This is a genomic window from Rhizobium sp. AN68, from assembly GCF_030758035.1.
GTDB classification, from domain to species: Bacteria; Pseudomonadota; Alphaproteobacteria; order Rhizobiales; family Rhizobiaceae; genus Agrobacterium; species Agrobacterium tumefaciens.
In genome coordinates this window covers 1,619,375-1,639,881 of sequence record NZ_JARWMI010000003.1, presented here as the reverse complement: position 1 = coordinate 1,639,881, position 20,507 = coordinate 1,619,375, and the positions used below count along the sequence as shown (strand labels likewise).

At 59.5% G+C, this 20,507-nt stretch carries 18 protein-coding genes; 7 read left to right on the top strand and 11 right to left on the bottom strand.

The window, feature by feature from the left end; genetic code table 11:
• Nucleotides 1-4: 4 nt before the first annotated feature.
• Nucleotides 5-2,110, bottom strand: coding sequence for an ATP-dependent DNA helicase RecG (recG, locus tag RBH71_RS21040; protein WP_003515741.1), 2,106 nt, complete (start codon nt 2,108-2,110; stop codon nt 5-7).
• A gap of 187 nt (nt 2,111-2,297) precedes the next feature.
• On the opposite strand from recG, the gene RBH71_RS21035 reads away from it, so the two are divergent.
• From RBH71_RS21035 to RBH71_RS21025, 3 genes are all read left to right on the top strand, one after another.
• Nucleotides 2,298-2,609, top strand: coding sequence for a succinate dehydrogenase assembly factor 2 (locus tag RBH71_RS21035; protein WP_003515739.1), 312 nt, complete (start codon nt 2,298-2,300; stop codon nt 2,607-2,609).
• Between the two features lie 3 nt (nt 2,610-2,612).
• Nucleotides 2,613-6,110 carry a transcription-repair coupling factor gene (mfd, locus tag RBH71_RS21030; protein ID WP_003515737.1) on the top strand — a complete coding sequence of 1,166 codons (3,498 nt, stop codon included), beginning with the start codon at nt 2,613-2,615 and terminating at the stop codon, nt 6,108-6,110.
• Nucleotides 6,111-6,484: 374 nt separating this feature from the next.
• A complete protein-coding gene (locus RBH71_RS21025; protein WP_003515735.1) occupies nt 6,485-6,829 on the top strand; it encodes a hypothetical protein in 345 nt (114 codons plus the stop codon).
• Nucleotides 6,830-6,886: 57 nt separating this feature from the next.
• Here RBH71_RS21025 and RBH71_RS21020 read toward each other — a convergent pair whose 3' ends face one another.
• The 3 genes from RBH71_RS21020 to RBH71_RS21010 are packed head-to-tail and all read right to left on the bottom strand — an operon-like array spanning nt 6,887 to nt 10,426.
• On the bottom strand, nt 6,887-7,819 hold the full coding sequence (locus tag RBH71_RS21020; RefSeq protein ID WP_003515734.1) for a DMT family transporter: 933 nt from the start codon (nt 7,817-7,819) through the stop codon (nt 6,887-6,889).
• Between the two features lie 51 nt (nt 7,820-7,870).
• Nucleotides 7,871-8,539, bottom strand: a complete 669-nt coding sequence (locus tag RBH71_RS21015) for a DsbA family oxidoreductase (protein ID WP_003515731.1) — start codon at nt 8,537-8,539, stop codon at nt 7,871-7,873.
• Nucleotides 8,540-8,578: 39 nt separating this feature from the next.
• A complete protein-coding gene (locus tag RBH71_RS21010; protein ID WP_003515730.1) occupies nt 8,579-10,426 on the bottom strand; it encodes an extracellular solute-binding protein in 1,848 nt (615 codons plus the stop codon).
• A gap of 322 nt (nt 10,427-10,748) precedes the next feature.
• Here RBH71_RS21010 and RBH71_RS21005 point away from each other — a divergent pair, with 322 nt between their 5' ends.
• Nucleotides 10,749-11,402: an invasion associated locus B family protein gene (locus RBH71_RS21005; RefSeq protein WP_003515728.1), complete on the top strand. Its 654-nt coding sequence runs from the start codon at nt 10,749-10,751 to the stop codon at nt 11,400-11,402.
• 127 nt (nt 11,403-11,529) lie between these two features.
• On the opposite strand, the gene hspQ is transcribed toward RBH71_RS21005, so the two are convergent.
• The 4 genes from hspQ to RBH71_RS20985 form a co-directional block, all read right to left on the bottom strand.
• Nucleotides 11,530-11,859: a heat shock protein HspQ gene (hspQ, locus tag RBH71_RS21000; protein WP_003515726.1), complete on the bottom strand. Its 330-nt coding sequence runs from the start codon at nt 11,857-11,859 to the stop codon at nt 11,530-11,532.
• 89 nt (nt 11,860-11,948) lie between these two features.
• The gene (locus tag RBH71_RS20995; protein ID WP_003515724.1) at nt 11,949-12,872 is read right to left on the bottom strand and encodes a DMT family transporter; all 924 of its coding nucleotides are present in this window, start codon (nt 12,870-12,872) and stop codon (nt 11,949-11,951) included.
• A 98-nt stretch (nt 12,873-12,970) separates the two neighbouring features.
• On the bottom strand, nt 12,971-14,380 hold the full coding sequence (gene glnA, locus RBH71_RS20990) for a type I glutamate--ammonia ligase (protein ID WP_003515722.1): 1,410 nt from the start codon (nt 14,378-14,380) through the stop codon (nt 12,971-12,973).
• A gap of 74 nt (nt 14,381-14,454) precedes the next feature.
• A complete protein-coding gene (locus tag RBH71_RS20985; RefSeq protein ID WP_003515720.1) occupies nt 14,455-14,793 on the bottom strand; it encodes a P-II family nitrogen regulator in 339 nt (112 codons plus the stop codon).
• An 89-nt stretch (nt 14,794-14,882) separates the two neighbouring features.
• Between RBH71_RS20985 and RBH71_RS20980 the strand changes: the two genes are divergently transcribed.
• Nucleotides 14,883-15,038 carry a hypothetical protein gene (locus RBH71_RS20980; protein WP_003515718.1) on the top strand — a complete coding sequence of 52 codons (156 nt, stop codon included), beginning with the start codon at nt 14,883-14,885 and terminating at the stop codon, nt 15,036-15,038.
• A 113-nt stretch (nt 15,039-15,151) separates the two neighbouring features.
• Nucleotides 15,152-16,627, top strand: a complete 1,476-nt coding sequence (locus RBH71_RS20975) for an NAD(P)H-hydrate dehydratase (RefSeq protein WP_323687481.1) — start codon at nt 15,152-15,154, stop codon at nt 16,625-16,627.
• 161 nt (nt 16,628-16,788) lie between these two features.
• Here RBH71_RS20975 and RBH71_RS20970 read toward each other — a convergent pair whose 3' ends face one another.
• Together RBH71_RS20970 and RBH71_RS20965 are read right to left on the bottom strand one after the other, a co-directional pair.
• Nucleotides 16,789-17,826, bottom strand: a complete 1,038-nt coding sequence (locus tag RBH71_RS20970) for a GlxA family transcriptional regulator (RefSeq protein WP_003515714.1) — start codon at nt 17,824-17,826, stop codon at nt 16,789-16,791.
• Between the two features lie 272 nt (nt 17,827-18,098).
• Nucleotides 18,099-18,317, bottom strand: a complete 219-nt coding sequence (locus tag RBH71_RS20965; protein ID WP_003515713.1) for a hypothetical protein — start codon at nt 18,315-18,317, stop codon at nt 18,099-18,101.
• Nucleotides 18,318-18,556: 239 nt separating this feature from the next.
• On the opposite strand from RBH71_RS20965, the gene RBH71_RS20960 reads away from it, so the two are divergent.
• Nucleotides 18,557-19,495, top strand: a complete 939-nt coding sequence (locus RBH71_RS20960) for a LysR family transcriptional regulator (protein WP_003515711.1) — start codon at nt 18,557-18,559, stop codon at nt 19,493-19,495.
• A 64-nt stretch (nt 19,496-19,559) separates the two neighbouring features.
• On the opposite strand, the gene RBH71_RS20955 is transcribed toward RBH71_RS20960, so the two are convergent.
• Entirely contained in the window at nt 19,560-20,453 is an 894-nt protein-coding gene (locus tag RBH71_RS20955) for a methylenetetrahydrofolate reductase (protein WP_244420498.1), read from the bottom strand.
• Nucleotides 20,454-20,507: the final 54 nt, after the last annotated feature.

Here is a 20,507-nt window from a genome sequence, read left to right as displayed (position 1 = left end):
ACTTTCAGCCGGCGTGCAGGAAGCGGATAGCTTCGTCGCGGCGGTGCAGATAGAGCAGGGTGCGCAGGCTTTCGCCGCGCGGGCCGGTCAGTTCGGGGTCGCGCTCGATGACATAGGCGGCGTCCTTGCGGGCGATTTCCAGGAGATCGGCATGGGCTTCGAGGCTGGCGATGCGGAAGCCCGGGGTGCCGGACTGGCGGGTGCCGAGGAGTTCGCCTTCGCCGCGCAGCTTCAAATCCTCTTCGGCAATCAGGAAGCCGTCCTCGCTGTCGCGCAGGATGGAAAGTCGGGCGCGGCCGTTTTCGCTGAGCGGCCCCTTGTAGAGCAGGATGCAGGTGGAGGCCTCGTCACCGCGTCCAACCCGGCCACGCAGCTGGTGAAGCTGGGCGAGGCCGAAACGTTCGGCATGTTCGATGACCATGATCGTGGCGTCCGGAACGTCGACACCCACTTCCACCACTGTCGTTGCCACCAGCAGCCGGGTTTCGCCGTTCTTGAAAGCCAGCATGGCGGCGTCCTTCTCCGGGCCGCTCATGCGCCCATGGATGAGACCGATATTGACACCGAGCATCTGCGAGAGAACCGCATGTCGTTCTTCCGCCGACATCAGGTCGGACTCTTCCGTCTCCTCCACCAGCGGGCAGATCCAGTAGGCCTTCTTGCCCTCCTTCAGCGCGGCGCGCAGCCGCTCGACGATGTCGCCGATGCGCTCTGTGGGGATTGTCACGGTCTGGATGGGTTTTCGGCCAGCCGGTTTTTCGGTGAGTTTTGATACATCCATGTCGCCGAAGGCGGCCAGCACCAGCGTGCGCGGAATGGGCGTGGCGGTCATAACAAGCATATGCGGCGTGATGCCCTTGGCGGTGAGACGCAGGCGCTGGTGTACGCCGAAACGGTGCTGCTCATCCACCACGGCCAGCACGAGGTTCTTGTAACTCACGCTGTCCTGGAACAGCGCGTGGGTGCCGATGACGATCTGTGCCTCACCGGAGGCCACGCGTTCTTCGATCTCGCGACGCTCCTTGCCCTTGGTGCGGCCGGTCAGCACCTCAACAGTGATGCCCGCGGCATTGGCGAGTTTGGAGATGGTGGCGAAATGCTGCCGGGCAAGAATTTCGGTCGGGGCCATCAACACCGCCTGTCCGCCGGCCTCGACGGCGGTTGCCATAGCCATCAGCGCCACCAGCGTCTTGCCCGCGCCGACATCGCCCTGCAACAGCCGCAACATACGGTCCTCGCTGGCCATATCGGTCAGGATATCTTTCACCGAGGCATTCTGGCTCGGCGTCAGGGAGAAGGGCAGTTGCGACAGGATTTTTGCAGCAATGTCCCCCTTGGCGCGGATCGGCTGGCCCGCGACCTTGCGCAGTCTTTGCCGCACCAGCGCCAGCGATAATTGTCCGGCGAGGAATTCGTCATAGGCAAGCCGTCTGCGCGCCGGGGCCTGAGGATCGATATCGGCGCTGTCGCGCGGATCGTGCAACTCACGGAAGCTCGATGCCACGTCGCCGAACCCCTGCCGGGTCTTCAGCGTTTCGTCGATCCATTCGGGAAAGACCGGCAGTTTCGAAAGTCCGCCTTCGATTGCCCGCCGCAGCACCTTCGGAGACAGTCCGGCTGTCATCGGATAAACGGCTTCGACCAGCGGCAGGTTCTCGGATTCGGAAAGCTTCACCATGAAATCCGGATGCACCATGGAGGCGCGGCCGTTGAACCAGTCCACCTTGCCGCTGACGAGAACCTCTTCATCGACGGGCAAGGCCTTGGAAAGCCAGTCTCCCTTGGCGCGGAAGAAGGTCAGCGCCAGTTCCCCGGTCTCGTCATGCAGGAAAACACGGTAGGGCGCGGAACGATTGCCTGGTGGAGCTGGCTGATGCCGGTCGACACGTCCCTGGATGGTGACAATGGCGCCGGGAGCGGCAAGCGCGATGCCGGGGCGGTTGCGCCGGTCGATGACGTTTGATGGTGCGTGGAACAGAAGATCGATCACGCGGGTGTCGTCGGCATTTTCCCGGCTCAGCAGTTTGGCCAGAAGGTCGGCAAGCTTCGGCCCCACACCGGCAAGGGTGGAGACGGAAGCAAATAGCGGATCGAGAATGGCGGGACGCATGCTCAGCAAAATCGGGGAAGGGGACGCGTTATGCAAGACGTGGCGCCCGACAAAGGCTGTTTATCACCGGCAGATTTTAGCCGCCGTGGCATTATTTCGATAAAAACCGGTTCCAAGCGTTCGCCTCCTGTTCTATAGGAGGGCGCAATCAACATCCTGTTGAATAGCCAACCGAAAGGTGAATGCGATGACTGGACTGGTGCGCACGAGCGCCGACCTCGATCCGAGGCGCAGGCGGATACTTTACCGCTGCTGGCACCGGGGCATTCGCGAGATGGATCTGGTGCTCGGGCAATTTGCGGAAGACAATATTGCCGGGCTTTCCGACGATCAGCTCGACGAGCTGGAAATCATCATGGCGGAAGAGGATAACGACCTCGTCAAGATGGTGACGGGTGCCCTGCCGGTGCCGGAAAAATTCCAGACCCCGTTGTTCGAGAAGATCGCCTCTTACCGTCCCGATTTCGATCTCGTCACAGCCGAAACCCTGAAGGCCTGAAACATGATAGCCGGATTCGATGCAAAGCTGGTGGCGTCGGCCGATACGCCGCTGACCATCGGAAACGTGCCCTCCGGCATGGAAGCCCTGCTGCTCGCCGATATGGCGCGGGCGGGAACATCGGTGGCTTACGTGATGTCGGACGGCCAGCGGGTCGCCGATCTCGAACAGATTCTTGGTTTTGTCGCGCCGGATATTCCGGTGTTGACGCTGCCGGCCTGGGATTGTCTGCCTTATGACCGCGTGTCACCGAGTGCGGACACCTCGGCGCGCCGGCTCGCGGCACTTGCCGGCCTCATCAATCACGCCAAGAAACCGCATCCGGCCATCGTTCTCGTCACCGTCAACGCCATGCTGCAGAAGATGGCGCCGCGCGACGTTATCGAGAGCCTGGGCTTTTCGGCCAAGCCCGGCAACCAGATCCGCATGGAGGACATCGCCGCGCGGCTGGAGCGCAACGGTTTCGACCGGGTGGCGACGGTGCGTGAAGTGGGTGAATTCGCCGTGCGCGGCGGCATTCTCGATGTCTTCGTGCCGGGCACCGAAGAGCCGGTGCGGCTCGATTTCTTCGGCGATACGCTGGAAAGCATCCGCACCTTCGATCCGGCCAGCCAGCGCACCATCGCACAGGCGCGCTCGCTTGATCTCAATCCGATGAGCGAAGTGACGCTGACGCCGGATACGATCGGCCGGTTCCGAAAGAATTACCTGTCGCTATTCGGTGCGGCGACGCGCGACGATGCGCTTTATCAGGCCGTCTCCGAAGGTCGCCGTTATGCCGGCATGGAGCACTGGCTGCCTCTGTTTTACGAAGAGCTGGAAACCGCCTTCGATTATCTCAGCGGTTTCCGTATCGTCACCGACCATACGGCGCGGGAGGCGGCGAAGGAACGCTCCAAGCTGGTCCTCGATTATTACGACGCGCGGCGGGCTTCCGGCGAGACCAAGGGCTCGACGCAGGGCGCGCCTTACAAGCCGGTATCGCCTGGGCAAATCTATCTCGACGGCAAGAGCTTCGAGGCGGCGCTTGCAAGCGTCAATGCGGTGCGGCTGACGCCCTTCAACGAACACGATAGCGAAGGTCGCCCGGTCGCGACGCTTGATGCCCATGTTGGTCCGCGCTGGGCACGTCCACCGACGGAAGGCGACAGCGAAGAGCGGGTCAATGTTTTCGATCTGGCGGTAAAGCACATTGCCGAGCGCCGGGCCAAGGGCTGGAAGGTTTTGATCACCGGCTGGTCGGAAGGTTCGCTCGACCGGCTGTTGCAGGTCTTGAACGAACACGGGCTTGAAAAGATCAAGCCGGTGACATCGCTGAAAGAGGTGGAGAAACTCGGCAAGGGTGAGGCGGCTTCGGCGGTGCTGAGCCTCGAAGCCGGGTTTGAGACCGGAACGCTCGCTATCATCGGCGAGCAGGATATTCTTGGCGACCGCATGGTGCGCCGTTCCAAGCGCCGCAAGCGCGGCGCGGATTTCATCGCGGAAGTGGCGGGGCTGGATGAAGGCTCGCTCGTGGTTCACGCCGAACACGGCATCGGTCGCTTCGTCGGTTTGCAGACCATCGAGGCAGCGGGCGCGCCGCGCGCCTGTCTGGAACTGCATTATGCCGACGACGCCAAGCTGTTCCTACCGGTCGAAAACATCGATCTTCTCTCGCGCTATGGTTCTGATGCCGCGGAAGCCACGCTCGACAAGCTCGGTGGCGGCGCATGGCAGATGCGCAAGGCCAAGCTCAAGAAGCGCCTGCTCGATATGGCCGACGAGCTTATCCGCATTGCAGCCGCGCGTCTGGTGCGCCACGCGCCGGCGCTTATCGCACCGGACGGGCTTTACGACGAGTTTGCCGCCCGTTTCCCCTATGACGAGACCGAGGACCAGCTGAACGCCATCGACGCTGTTCGCGACGATCTCGGTGCCGGGCGGCCGATGGATCGCCTGATCTGCGGCGATGTCGGTTTCGGCAAGACCGAAGTGGCCTTGCGCGCCGCCTTCCTCGCCGCCATGAATGGCGTTCAGGTGGCGGTGGTGGTGCCGACCACGCTTCTGGCGCGACAGCATTTCCGTACCTTTTCCGAACGGTTTCGCGGTCTGCCGATCCGGGTGCAGCAGGCCTCGCGCCTTGTGGGTTCGAAGGAGCTTGCGCTCACCAAGAAGGAAGTGGCTGATGGAAAGACCGACATTGTCGTCGGCACCCATGCGCTGCTCGGTGCGGGCATAAGCTTCGCCAATCTCGGCCTGCTGATCATCGATGAGGAGCAGCATTTCGGTGTGAAGCACAAGGAGCGGCTGAAGGAGCTGAAAAGCGACGTGCATGTGCTGACGCTGTCGGCAACACCCATTCCGCGCACCTTGCAGCTGGCCATGACCGGCGTGCGCGAGCTATCGCTCATCACCACGCCGCCAGTGGACCGCATGGCGGTTCGCACCTTCATTTCGCCCTTCGATCCGCTGGTAATCCGTGAAACGCTGATGCGCGAGCATTATCGCGGTGGCCAGAGCTTCTATGTCTGCCCGCGCCTTGCCGATCTCGCCGATATCCATGCATTCCTGCAGTCGGATGTGCCGGAACTGAAAGTGGCGGTGGCGCATGGCCAGATGGCGGCGGGTGAACTCGAAGACATCATGAACGCCTTCTATGACGGCAAATACGATGTGCTGCTTTCGACCACCATCGTCGAATCCGGCCTCGACGTGCCGACCGCCAATACGCTGATCGTGCATCGTGCCGACATGTTCGGTCTCGCCCAGCTTTACCAGCTGCGCGGTCGTGTCGGTCGTTCCAAGGTCCGCGCCTTCGCGCTGTTCACCCTTCCAGTCAACAAGGTATTGACGACGATGGCGGAGCGGCGGCTGAAAGTGCTGCAATCGCTCGACACACTCGGCGCCGGTTTCCAGCTTGCCAGCCACGATCTCGATATTCGCGGCGCTGGCAATCTGCTTGGCGAAGAACAGTCCGGCCACATCAAGGAAGTCGGCTTCGAGCTTTACCAGCAGATGCTGGAGGAGGCCGTGGCCGAAGTGAAGGGTGACGAAGAGGTGCGCGACAGCGGCTGGTCGCCGCAAATCTCGGTCGGCACCTCGGTGATGATCCCGGAAGACTACGTGCCGGATCTGCATCTGCGCATGGGTCTCTACCGCCGTCTCGGCGAGCTTGCGGATATAGGCGAGATCGACGGCTTCGGCGCAGAAATGATCGACCGTTTCGGCCCGCTGCCGAAGGAAGTGCAGCATCTCCTCAAGATCGTCTACATCAAGTCGCTCTGCCGCACGGCCAATGTCGAGAAGGTGGATGCCGGGCCGAAAGGCGTGGTTGTGCAGTTCCGCAACAAGGAATTCCCAAATCCGGCAGCGCTTGTCGGTTACATTGGCAAGCAGGGCTCGATGGCGAAAATCCGCCCGGACCACAGCCTGTTCCTGAACCGCGATCTGCCGACGCCGGAAAAACGGCTGGCGGGTGCGGCGATGGTCATGACGCAATTGGCGGAGCTGGCTCGGTCGTAGATTTAAGCCTTGGGGGGGGCGTGGGTGTGGCTTACCCCCCTCTGCCCTGCCGGGCATCTCCCCCACAAGGAGGGAGATCGGCAAGACGCGCTGTCACCACTTCATTCTCTAACGTTGATATAGGCAAAACCTTGCCGGATATCGATCTCCCCACCTTTGGGGGAGGTGCCCGGCAGGGCAGAGGGGGGTAAACCACACCCATCTTCGGCTCATTTCCGTTAGCCAATCCCTCGAAAACTACACTCACTGCCTTCAGCGAAAATTACCGCGATGTAACGAAACGGACGTGTATCGGTAGTCTTCGCGGGCGTAATCTTTCCTTCATACCCGGTGCGGCGGATCGTAAAGCCGCCGGGTCTTGAAGGAGCAGGACGATGTGGACCAGCATCAACAGGTTTGCCACCGCTAGTCTGGTTGCTTTGACAATTGCGGGCACCACAATTGCCACCACCAGTCAGGCGGAAGCGCGCAATAATTTCGGCCGCGGCCTTGCCGCCGGGATCGCAGGAACGATCATTGGCGGAGCGCTCATCGCCGGGGCAAGACATCCCGGTTACGCTTATGGCCCCGCTTATTATGCACCGGCCTACGGTCCACCCGTCTACGCCGCGCCAGCTTATGGACCGCCTGTTGTTTACCAGCCGGTTTATCCTCGCTGCCACGTGGCCTGGCGACAGAACGCCTGGGGCGACATGTATCGGGTCAGGGTTTGTGATTGATCGAATGCCATGCCAGCGACGCAAACATGCGTCGCTGGTTCTCATGCATTTTCGACTTTAGCGCTCGTCTTCCGGCGTGATCCCGACAGCCACATTCTGGTCGGTTGCGGCGATGGAGGCGGGAAGCGGCACTTTTCGCTGCTTCTCGCGGATCAGCGTCAGCAGGCCGGAGCCGACGATCAGGGCGATGCCCATCAACATCCAGCCATCAATACGGTCGCCGAAAATCAGGTAACCGAACAGGATGGCCCAGAGCATCTGGCTATATTGCGTTGGGCCGATCATGGCGGCGGGTGCATATTGGGCAGCATACATGACAAGCACGTTGCCAAGCGCGCCGAGCAGGCCGTATCCCGCCAGCAGCAACCATTGTTCGCCGCCCGGCATGATGAAGGTCGGCACCATGGCGATGCCGCTGATGGTAAGACAGCCCAGTACGCCGGCCCCATACAGCGAGACGTTCTTTTCCGACGGACCCATGGCGCGGAAGATGACGATGCTGAGTGCGCCGCTGAAGCCACCGATGATGGCGCCGATATGGCCGATGCCGAGTTCACGGAAACCCGGCCGCAGGATGACCAGCACACCGAGGAAACCGATGATGACCGCAGACCAGCGGCGGATGCCCACCTGTTCCTTCAAAAACACCACCGACATGATGGTGACGAACGAGGGAAGCAGGAAGATCAGCGCAAAGGCTTCGGCCATAGAAAGATGGGTGAAAGCGGTGACGCTGCCGACGGCACCCGTACCGGCGGCAAAAAATCGGATGATCCATAAAGGCCGGTTGGTCGTCTTCACCACATCCACCCAGCGATCATTGCGCTTGCGGATGAAGGGCAGGGCGATGAGGCCGAACAGGGCGCCGAAGAAGGCCGATTCGATCGGCGAAATCTGGCCTTCTATGAGTTTAACGCTTGCGTCGCTCCAAGCGTAGGCAGCGAAGGCGGCAAAGGCAAGCAGAATGCCTTTCAGGGTCTGGTCGGACACGGGAAAACACCAACAGTTTATCGATTACGGCAAGCTGCCGGTGTTCGCCCGTCAGTTCATCGACTTATGCTCGTCCGCCTTGATTTTTGCAATATCCCGCAGTGCAGCAATCAATACATCAGGCGTTTGTGCACCGCTGATGGCGTACTTCTGGTCAACGATAAAGAACGGTACGCCGGAAACACCCATTTGCTGCGCCGCGTCAATTTCGGCAATCACCGTGTCCTTGTCTGCATCCGACGCCAGAAGCCGTGTTACCACCTTGGCGTCCATGCCCGCCTTTTCGGCGATATCGGTCAGCACGGCGTGATCGCCGATATTGCGGCCTTCCTCGAAATTCGCCTTGAACAAAGCGGTGACGATCCTCTCCTGAACGTCACGGCCTTCAGCATGGGCCCAGAGCGACAGGCGATGTGCGTCGAGCGTGTTCGGGCCAATCTTGATTGCATCGAAATCGTAGTGGATGCCGACCTGTTTGCCGAGTTCCACCAGCGAGGCATGGGCCTGCTCGAGACGCTCCTTGCCGAGCTTTTCCTCAAGCGCGGCCTTCTGGTCAACGCCTTCAGGCGGGTAATCCGGGTTGAGCCGGTAAGGTCGCCAGTTCACGTCGACGCTGATTTCGTCCTGCACCTCGGCAATGGCAAGATCGAGCCTTGCCTTGCCCAGATAGCACCAGGGGCAGACCATATCCGATACGACGTCGATAACGATGCGTTCCATGGCTTTATCTTCCGTTGTCTTGGACCGGGCAGGGGCGGGTTATTGCGCCCGCGCATCCCACCAGGTCTGTTTCTGATTGCCTGATATCGGGGTCATATCCGGGCGGTCGATATATTTCCAGCGGGCTATCCATTGCGCGCCGATGTAGTAGAGCGGAATGACATAGTGGCCGGCGACGAGAAGACGATCATAACCACGCACTGCCGCCTGAAAATCCTCCGTGGATCGGGCCTGCAACAGGGCCTCGATCATGCGGTCGATGTCGGGGCTGGCCGCACCCGCATAGTTGAAGCTGCCCTGCGCATCCCGCGACAGTGAACTCCAGCGGTTGAGCTGCTCGGCGCCGGGCGAGAGCGATGAGGGTAGGGACCGGATGATCATGTCGTAATCGAAGCTGTTGGAGCGTGCCTGATATTGGCCATCGTCAACGGAGCGGATGCCCATGGCGACACCGATCAGGTTCAGCGAACGCTGATAGGCAAGCGCTATGCGTTCCTGCGCCGGGTTCTGCGTCATGATTTCGAATGCGAGCTGGCGGCCATTGGCGTCGGACATCCTGCCGTTCTTTATGCTGTATCCGGCCTCTTTCAGCTTATCGACGGCGAGCTTCAGGACCTTGCGGTCCGCGCCGGTCCCGTCGGTGGTGGGCATGGCGTAGGTTCCCGCCAGAAGTTCCGGCGGCATGCTCTTGGCCGCATCGCCAAGCAGCGCAAGTTCGCGCTCATCTGCGGCATTGCCATAGGCACCGAGCGCGGAGTTCTGCCAGTAGCTTTGCGTACGCTTGAAGGCGCCGCCGAGAATGTTCTTGTTCATCCACTCGAAATCGAGTGCATAGGACAGGCCCTCGCGCACCTTTTCGTCTGCAAAGACCGCGCGGCGGGTATTGAAGACAAGGCCGAACATGCCCGATGGCAGACGTGGCTGGAACACATCCTTGACAATATCGCCGCGATGAACGGCGGGGAAGTTGTAGGCCTGGCCCCAATGGGACGTATCGGAGGTGCCGTTGATGGCGTCGCCTTCGGGATAGATGTCGATATCGCCTTTCTTGAAGGCCTCGAACATGGTGGTGACCTGAAGGAAATAGGTGATGCTGATCTCGTCGTAATTCTCGAAGCCGACCTTGCTCGGGATATCCTTGCCCCAATAGTCCGGGTTCCGCTCCCAGATGATTCGTTCACCCGGCCGCAATGTCTTGATTCGGTATGGACCCGACCCGACAACAGCGCCGAGGCCCGCCTGCTCGAATTTTTCCGGATCGATCGCGTGTTTCGGCAAAATCGGGGTGGAAGAGGCGAGAATGAGCGGCGTTTCGCGGTTCGCCTTTTCGTTGAAGGTGAAGCGGACGCCGTGTTCGCCGATCTTTTCCAGCTTCGCCACGCCGTCTAGACGGCTGTTGAACGGCGGACGGCCTTTTTCCTTCAGGAGATTGAATGTGAAGATAACATCGTCAGGCGTTACCGGCTCGCCATCCGACCACTTGGCCTTGGGATTGATGTTGAACTGGGTGAAGGTGCGTTCCTCGTCCCACTCCACGGTTTCCGCAAGCAGGCCGTAAAGGCTGAAAGGCTCGTCGCTCGAGCGCTGCATCAGCGGCTCGTAGAGGAGATTGCCGAATTCAGGATCCCAGACGCCGCGCGCCGTGGTGCGCATTCCCTTGAGAACAAAGGGGTTGAGGCTGTCGAAGGTGCCGACGACACCGTAGGATATGCGACCACCTTTTTTCACGTCCGGATTGACATAAGGGAAGTGCCGGAAGTCGGCGGGAAGTTCCGGCGTGCCGTGCATGGAAATGCCGTGAAGCGGCTGCGCCAAGGCAATTTCCGGAGAAAGCAGGGCCGTTCCCCAAAGAAACAATGCGGGGATGAGGGCCGCAAGCTTGCGCATGTCACTATCCTGTCTCAACTGTCGGTCCGTTTTGTCGTCGTGGTCGGTTATCGTCATGATTGGTTTTTTGTTATGATTCTGGCGAATATGTAGCACAAGCCCATGGCTGGACCCATGTGAGGGCGGGAAATCTTGGGTTGCCTCAAGAAAAAGTTAAAGAAGTGCTGGATATCGCCGCGAACGGCATGTAACAGGGTGGCCGGAAGAGACGGGTCACGCATTTGCCTCATTTAAACGACAGTTGAACGGGCAGAAGGATACCGCCATCGGCGAGCAGGACCCGCGGTTCTGTTCTGGCAGACATTCAGGAGACGGAACTCTTATGATGCAAAAGGCAAACACATTCATCCGGACAGCTCTGTCCGCTCTCGTTCTTTCCCTGGGCGCGGTTTCCGCTCCGGCCATCTCGCAGGCACAGGATGCTCCCGCCAATCAGGGCGCTGGCGCTCCGCCGCTCGGCTGGTTCAAGACCTGCTCCAAGCAGGAAGACAACGATGTCTGCGTCGTGCAGAACGTGGTTCTTGCCCAGAACGGCCAGATGATCACTGCCGTCGGCCTCATCACTGTCGAGGGCAAGGTCAACCGCAAGCTGCTCCAGGTTTCCGTTCCGACCGCGCGTCTCATTCCCCCGGGTGTGATGATGCAGATCGACGGTGGCAAGGGTCAGAAGCTCGATTACGCTGTTTGCCTTCCCGACAAGTGCACGGCCGAAGTTCCGCTGACGGACGCCATGATTGCGTCGCTGAAGAAGGGCAACGAGATCGTCTTCACCTCGATCAACTTCCGCCGCGCGCCGAACCCCATCAAGATCGCGCTTACCGGCTTTACCGGCGCTTATGACGGTGCGGCTATCACCCAGTCGCAGCTCGCAGAAAGCCAGCGCAGCCTTCAGGAAGGCATGCAGAAAAAGGCCGAAGAGGCTCGCAAGAAGCTGGAAGCTGCTCAGGACGCCGCAAAGGGCGCGCCGAAGCCCTGATCTCTTTACGAGAACACGAAAAAACCGGCCTGTTTTCAGGCCGGTTTTTTTATGCGCGGTTTTGATCCGACGTATTTTCAGTCAAAGCGCACAGCGCCCTTATGATTGTTGTCAAATCGGGCGTGCGCTAATGCGCCAGCGACATCTTCGGCCGCCACTCGCCGTTGGGCGCCTTGTCGAACATCCGCTCGATATTGCGGTTGCGGAGCGGCGCCTCGTTTTCATCGTGGACGAGGTTCTGTTCGGAAACGTAAGCGACATATTCCGTCTCATCGTTTTCCGCCAGAAGATGGTAGAAGGGCTGGTCGCGCTCCGGGCGAATATCGGCGGGGATGGCGTTCCACCACTCTTCCGTATTGGCATATTCCGGATCCACGTCAATCACCACACCGCGGAACGGAAACACCTTGTGGCGGACGATCTCGCCAAGCGTAAATTTTGCGTCTCTTTGTTTCATGGTATGAACTTCCTTTCCCACTAATAGTTGGGTGCGGAATGGGAAATATCAAGGGCTAGCGGTATTCGACCCTTTTTCCCCTGATGCTCTTAAGCGACCCTGCGGCCGATCGGTGCGGTGGCGATGACGACGCCGCCGGTAACCAGCACGATGCCGATGGCGTGATATGTTTCAAACGTTTCACCAAGGAAAAGCGTGGCCATGACAATCGAGACGGGTGGCATCATGTAAAGCGTGATGCCTGCCGTGGCGGGGCCAAAAACGCGGACCGTATGGGTGAAGCAATAAAAGGCAAGCAGCGAGGCGAACAGGATGATGCCGCCGATCTTGGCCCAGGCGATGGCCGTGGCCGGCAGCAAGCCACCATGCGCCAGTTCGACCGCTGCCGGCGGGAGCAGGACCAGCGCGCCGGAGAAGGCGATGAGGCCGAAAAGGCTGAACGAGGCCATCTGCCGCGCCTCGGGATCGCGCAATAGCAGCGAATAGACCGCAAACGCAATCGCTGCCGTCAGAATGGCAAAATCGCCAATGTTGAATTTCATCTGCCAGAGAGCGGACATATCGCCCTTGAGCACGATTGCCGCCACGCCCGCAAAAGCGATGATCATGCCCGCCACTTCGAGCCTGCGGATCGGGCGGCCCTGAAAGATGCGCTGGAACAGGATGATGAATAGCGACGAAGTCGTGTAGATCAACGTACCGTTGGCAGCCGTCGTCATTGTGAGGCCCCAATAGACCACGCCGCCGCAGACGCCCATGCCGAGAATGCCAAGAACGAGCCAGAGTAGCGTTTTCTGGCGCACGAAGGCGAGGCAGTTCCGCCAGTCGGCGATCATGAACGGAGCGATGATGAGGCTCGATCCGATCCAGCGAATGAAGGCGGCAATGAAGGGCGAAACCTCGCCGATGACGCCGCGGCCGAAAATGATGTTGCTGGAGAAAAAGAACGGTACCGCCAGAAAGATGAGCCAGTCCGTGAGGCGCGTTTGCTGAGAGGCTGGCTTGATCGACATTGTTCGCGACATGGCTGGGCATCAAAAGAAAACGGCGGCTTTCCAGGGGAAAACCGCCGAGCGGGAAGGGACGCCTCTAAAGGCGTCCCAAATGCCGGTCAGGCCGAGTAGTACATGTCGAATTCGACCGGATGCGGGGTCATTTCGAAGCGCATGACTTCCTGCATCTTCAGCTCGATGAACGAGTCGATCTGGTCGTCGTCGAACACGCCGCCGGCGGTCAGGAACTTGCGATCCTTGTCGAGGCTCTCCAGCGCTTCGCGCAGCGAGCCGCAGACGGTCGGGATCTTTTTCAGTTCCTTGGCAGGAAGGTCGTAAAGGTCCTTGTCCATCGGCTTGCCGGGATGGATCTTGTTCTTGATGCCGTCGAGGCCGGCCATCAGCATGGCTGCAAAACCGAGATAGGGGTTCTGGGTCGGGTCCGGGAAGCGGACTTCGACGCGCTTTGCCTTCGGGTTGGAGCCGAAGGGAATGCGGCACGATGCGGAGCGGTTGCGGGCGGAATAGGCCAGCAGAACCGGAGCTTCATAACCCGGCACCAGACGCTTGTAGGAGTTGGTGGTGGGGTTGGTAAAGGCGTTGATGGCCTTGGCATGCTTGATGATGCCGCCGATGTAGTACAGGCAGTTTTCAGACAGGCCGGCATATTCGTCGCCAGCAAAGGTCGGCTTGCCGCCCTTCCAGATCGACTGGTGCACGTGCATGCCCGAGCCGTTGTCGCCGAAGATCGGCTTCGGCATGAAGGTTGCCGTTTTGCCATAGGCATTGGCGACCTGGTGCACGACGTACTTGTAGATCTGCATCTTGTCGGCGCTGGATACCATGGTGTCGAACTTCACGCCCAGCTCGTGCTGCGCGGAGGCGACTTCGTGGTGGTGCTTTTCGACGACGACGCCCATTTCAGCGAGAACCGTCAGCATTTCGGAACGCATGTCCTGCAGGCTGTCGATCGGCGGAACCGGGAAGTAACCGCCCTTGACGCGCGGACGGTGGCCAAGGTTGCCGGTTTCGTAATCCGTGTCGTCGTTGGACGGCAGTTCCGATGAATCCAGCTTGAAGCCGGTGTTGTAAGGGTCTGCCTTGTATTTCACGTCGTCGAAGACGAAGAATTCTGGCTCGGGGCCAACGAAGATGGTGTCGCCGATACCGGAGGCCTTGAGGTAGGCTTCTGCCTTCTTGGCGGTGCCGCGCGGGTCGCGGTTATAGGCTTCGCCGGAAACCGGGTCGAGAATGTCGCAAAGGATGACGAGGGTCGACTGGGCGAAGAACGGATCGGTATGGGCAGTTGCCGGATCGGGCATCAGCACCATGTCGGATTCGTTGATGGCCTTCCAGCCGGCGATCGAGGAGCCGTCGAACATGACGCCATCGGCGAACATGTCTTCGTCTACGCAGACAACATCCATGGTGACATGCTGCAGCTTGCCCTTGGGGTCGGTAAAGCGCAGGTCCACGAACTTGATGTCGTTATCCTTGATCTGCTTCAAGATATCGTTTGCGGTCGTCATTTAAACGTTTTCCTTGAGTGTGGTGGTGACGAGGTGAAAAACCTGAGCCTCCCCGGCTCAGGACCTGGTTCCGATTATATGGCGTCCACGCCTGTTTCACCGGTACGGATTCGGATGACTTCCTCGACGTTGGAAACGAAAATCTTTCCGTCGCCGATACGTCCGGTCTGTGCCGCATTGCGGATAGCCTCAATGACGGCTTCCGCATTTTCGTCCGCCAGTACGACTTCGACTTTCACTTTCGGCAAAAAGTCCACAACGTACTCTGCTCCGCGGTAGAGTTCCGTGTGGCCCTTCTGACGACCAAAGCCTTTTGCTTCCGTGACCGTGATTCCCTGAAGTCCGACTTCCTGAAGGGCTTCCTTCACTTCATCGAGCTTGAAAGGCTTAATGATCGCTTCGATCTTTTTCATGAGAAAATATCTCTCCGCTTCTCCCGTTAAAGCAGGTTATTCCCGCTCTGCCACAAGAATGCACGTATTGTGCCAGATCGGAAGCGGGCTTGAAGAAAAAACTTCGCTTGCCCGGCTTTCTGGCACAAAATGCATTCGCTTTTTGTGGTTTTCCAGCCAATTTCTCGCCAAAACCCGAAAAATCCGTCATCAATTCTGTCGGTTTTCCTTATTTTAGTTATGTTGAATATTTCGGAATGCACTGACGGCGTGTTGTTGATTTGTTTATATTTTATGCATTTGATTATTATTTCGCCGCAGCCATTTGCTTATTTTTGTATCGATTGCCTTTCCGGCGTTTTGAAGGGATGATCGCTCCATGAAATCCCTATTGAATCTCGCTCTTATCGACCCTGCTGTGATGGCCCGCATCGATGCGGCCTCAGGTCAATCCGGCATTCCCCTATACGATCTTATGGAGCGGGCAGGGCAGGCGGTCGCTGCTTCGGCCCTTCGCTACTATCCGGACGCGCTGCGTTTCGTCGTGCTCTGCGGAGGCGGCAATAATGGCGGTGATGGTTACGTTGCGGCACGCTCGCTTGTGCAAAGCGGGGCGACAGTTGCGGTTCATCATCTTGGCCACGTTACGGCCATGAAAGGCGATGCCCGCACGGCTTTCGAGGGCAGCGGCGCCACAGCCCTGCCGCTTGGCGACTATGTGCCCATGGCTGGTGACGTGGTGATTGACGCGGTGTTCGGTGCCGGATTGTCCCGCGAGATTCCGTCGGAGCTTCGGCGCGTGATCGATGCGGTGACGCATGCAGCCGTGCCGGTTCTCGCCGTCGATCTGCCGTCTGGTCTTTGCGGCAGGAGGGGCGTGCCTCTGGGCGCATCGTTCAAGGCGGTGCGGACCGTAACCTTCATGGCGCGAAAACCCGGCCATCTGTTGATGCCGGGGCGGGAACTGTGCGGGACGCTTGAGGTGTTCGATATCGGTATCCCCTCCCGTATTCTCGCCGCTCATGCGGGATCGGTTGCGGAAAACGATCCACTTGTCTGGCGCGACGCCTTGCCCCGCTCCGAAATGGAAACGCATAAATTCCGCCGTGGGCATCTGACCGTCTTTTCCGGACCGCCACATGCGACGGGAGCAAGCCGCATGACGGCAATTGCAGCGCTGAAGGCGGGGGCGGGCATCGTCACCATTGCCGCGCCGAAGCAGGCGCTCGACGTGCTTTCGGTGACATTGACGGCGGTGATGAGCTCCGGTCTGGATGATGCGGACGATCTGCGCCACTGGCTGGACGACAAACGCCACGGCGCTTTCGTCCTCGGTCCCGGTTTCGGCGATCTCGAAAAGGCGCGGCAATTCGTGTCCCTGCTCGGGGACAAGGTGGTGGTGCTGGATGCCGACGCGATCACCGCTTTCAAGGACTGCCCGGAAACCCTGTTCGACCGGATGATTTCAGGCGCGGGGAAATTCGTATTGACGCCGCATGAGGGCGAGTTTGCTCGGCTCTTTCCCGATCTCGCCGCTGACACGTCACTGAGCAAGATCGAGAAGGCGCAGACCGCATCGGCGCGCAGCGGCGCAGTGCTGGTCTACAAGGGGGCGGATACGGTCATCGCCGCGCCGGACGGCCGCGCGCTGGTCAATACCAATGCGCCGTCGAGCCTTGCGACGGCGGGGTCAGGCGATGTGCTGGCTGGCATCATCGGCGCATTGCTTGCGCAGGGAACGCCTGCCTTTGAGGCCGCCGCTGCCGGTGTCTGGCTACATGGCGTGGCGGGCAGCAGGGCTGGTGCAGGTATGACGGCAGAAGATCTCGCCCACGCGGTGCGGCCGTTTGCGTGACCTTGAGCTGGTGTCCACTCCGTCACCGGACTTGATCGCAGGAGATACCTTTCGCTGCGCAGACGCGTCGTGGCTGTATGCCGGATCTAGTCCGGCATGACGGAGGAAAGGTTTTCATTCCTGAAGCGAGGGCTTTTTCGCCCTAGAGGTTTAAAGCCGCGTCAGTGCGCGGCTTTGCCCTGGCTCGCGGTTGCCATCCGCGAAGCGCTGATCAGCAGCTTGCGTTCCGCCCGTTCCTGTTGCGGCGTGCGATTGTAGATTTCGCGATAACACTTGGAGAAATGCGAAGCGGAGACGAAACCGCAGGCAACGGCAACCTCGACCACCGGCATGGCCGATTGCACCAGCAGGTGGCGGGCGCGGTCCAGGCGGATTTCAAGATAGTAGCGGGCGGGTGAGCGGCCCATTTCCTGCCGGAAGAGACGCTCCACCTGTCGGCGCGACAGATCGGCCGCATCGGCGATGTCGAGCAGCGACAGCGGCTCGGACAGATTGCCTTCCATCAATTCGATGATCGACAGGACCTTGCTATTCTGAACGCCGAGGCGCGCACGCAGCGGCAGGCGCTGGCGGTCGTTGGGGCTGCGCACCCGGTCCGTCAATTGCTGCTCGCAGACGCGGTTGACAAGATTTTCGCCGAAATCCTGACCGATCAGGCTCAGCATCATATCGAGCGATGCGGTGCCGCCGGCGCAGGTATAGATGTTGCTGTCGACCTCGAAGAGATCGGCATAGACTTCCACCTGCGGGAAGGCCTCGGAAAAACCAGGCAGGTTCTCCCAGTGGATCGCACAGCGTTTGCCATTTAAGAGACCGGCCTGCGCGAGGATATGCGCGGCGGTACAGAGGCTGCCGATGGCGATGCCGCGATTATAGGCTTCACGCAGCCAGGCATTGACGGATTTGTTGATGTGCTGGTCGACATCGATGCCCGAACAGATGATCGCCATTTCAACGCGGTTTTCGCCGCTGACATATCGGCGCTCATCGGCAAGACAGGTGTCGACCTCAAGACAGATGCCGCTTGATGACATGACCTTCTGGCCGTCGAGCGAGGCGAGGCGCCATTCGTAAGCCTGATACCCCAGCATGCGATTGGCGATGCGAAGCGTTTCAACCGCTGCGGCGAACGGCAGCATGGTAAATTGCGGAATGAGAAAAAAGACGATTGAGCGTTTCTTCTGGGAGTTCCTGCTCATTTGCCCGTGCTCCGTTGCGAATACGCAATTCCTCCCTTGGAATCGGTCTTCTGGATGTCCTGTTTCCGACATCTTTAACGAAAAATACGCCGTGAAATCCGGGCTGTCAAAAAATAGCTTTTGAAATATGCAAAATTTGCGACAAGCCTTTTTAAAGGGCGTCGTGTCGCATGTAAAACAGGCAGGTCATTTTACGCCTTTGCCGGGGCGTCTCGGGATTGACGGGGATGGCTCGCAAGTCCTGGGACGGTTGCGAGCCATGGGGTTGCGCATCATTTGCGGACGACCCTGATGCGATTGCTGTCGGTTGTCGGCCATCCAATGTCCTTCAATGTTTCAGGCGGCAAACCTTCCAGCGCGCGGAGCATTCTTGCGCGCTTCCATGACGTATGGAAAGCGGAAATCTGGCCGGACAGGCGCTGGAGCCAGCTACCGGTCGAGGGGCGTTGCGACGAACGGCTCGCTGCGGGGTGATAATGTATCATGGCCATGTCTTGTTCCTTTCGTGAACCACGATCCTGTTTACGACTTCGGTATGCGCTTACATATCTCATCAAACAAGGGAATGAATTTTATGTCATTCATCAGTTTTAGGAATGAATCGCGTTCGCCGCCTGCCGGAATTCCTGTCATTCCGTGATGGGCCAGCGCTTCATTCCGACAAGGCGTTAGTTGCCCTGTCATTCGATGTCCCGGATGGTGCGCCTGTGTTGACATTCAATCAAACGAAATGATATCCATCTATAAATCAAAATATTTGAAGGTTCGTGCCATGACCGTAACTTTCCGCCAACCGCTGCCGCTGCTGGATAACGACATTCTGAGAACCTTCGTCGCGATTGCCGAGACCGGGAACTTCTCCACCGCTGCAGAGGTGGTGTTCAGAACGCCGTCCGCCGTTTCCATGCAGATAAAGAAGCTGGAGGAACAGCTGAAGACGACGTTGTTCCTGCGCGATGCCCGCTCGGTTACTTTGACGGCCCATGGCGAAACGCTTCTTACCTATGCGCGCCGCATGATCGCGCTGTCTAACGAGGCCGTGTCGCGTTTCGTCATGCCTGAACTGTCTGGCGTCGTCAGGCTCGGTGCGCCGGAAGATATTGGCGAGCGCGGTTTGCTACCGGGTATCCTCAAGCGTTTTGCCGAGGTTTTCCCCGGCATCATGATCGATGTCACGATCGATTCCAGTTCCAATCTCTACAAGCGCATGGATGAACGGCGGCTGGATCTGGCACTGGTCAACTGTGCGTCGCATCCGCTGCGGGATACGGGCGAGGTGCTGATGCGCGAACGTCTCGTCTGGGCCGGGGCAAAATGCGGTACGGCCTATCTGCGCGATCCGCTGCCTATATCGATCTGGGAAGAGGGCTGCATCTGGCGTTCGGAAGCGATCAACTCGCTTGAAAAGCGGGGTCGCAATTTCCGCGTGGCCTATCTCAGCGGCCATACCATGGCGCAGCGCGCAGCAATTGCCGCCGATCTCGCCATCGCACCCCTGCCGCGCTCCTATGTGCAGAACGACATGGTCATTCTGAGCGACAAGGAAGGCCTGCCGGAACTTGGTTATTTCGATATTCGCCTGATCACGGGCGAAAGACCCTCGCGCCCCATCCTTGCGGTCGCGGAAAGCATCCGCAACGCCTTTGTCGAGGTCGCCAAGGCGGCCTGAGGTAGATCTTTATAACGGGAATGCGCGACGGCGAGCGTCCGTCGCGCCATAGGCAAAGGTGGGCCTAGATCGCTACCGTGCCCCGCTTTGCAGAAAAGTCCGCATCGCCGGTTTGCCAGCTTCCACGACCGGCCAGCCAGTCTGCCGAATTCTGTAACCCACCAAATGGGAAAACGTGGATTTGCCGGATCGGCCCTGCCGGATTTGCCTGCCAGTGCCGTTCGATAGGGCCGACCACGCTTTCCGGTGAATGCCCCTTGGCCAGCGTCGTCAGGGAGAGCGCGTTTTTTTTCAGATAGGCAATGGAATTGCCGACGCCGCAGAGTGCTGCATACTTCAGCAGCGTCGTGATCCTGGCCGGACCGGAGACGCCGATATGCACCGGCAAGTCGATGCCGGAGGCGGCAAGTCCTTCCGCCCAGGCGATGAAGCGCGCGGGGTCGAAGCCGAACTGGGTGACGATGCGCATTGCCGCATCGCTTCTTTCGGCAAAATCATACTTCAACTTCAAGGCGGCCGTAGCCGTCTCTTCGCTGAAATCGGGGCTGCCTTCGGGATGGCCGGCGATTGCAATCTGATTGATCCCGCAGCGATCGAAGATGCCGGTCGACAGCATATCCATGCTGGATGCGAAGGGACCAGCCGGTGTGGCGACGCCACCGCCGACTACCAGCACATCCGACACACCCGCTTCGCCTGCCAGCCGCTTCACCTGCTCCTCGAATTCCACGCGAGACGATATGCGCCGTGCCGCGAGATGCGGCACTGGTGTGTAGCCGAGATCGCGAAGATGTTTTGCAGCGTCGACCAGCCTGTCCTGCGAGGCCTGTCCGGTGTCTGTCAGATAAACACGCACGCCCTGTGGAAAGATACCGGCAAGACTTGCCGGGCCGAGCACCTGTGCGGGTGAGGCTTCAATGGAGGCGGCAATGGCGGGAGAGGTCGAGATATCGTGCAATTTTATTTGGTCCTTTTCCTTATCATGCACCGGTTTTTTGCCCACGTCTTTGCC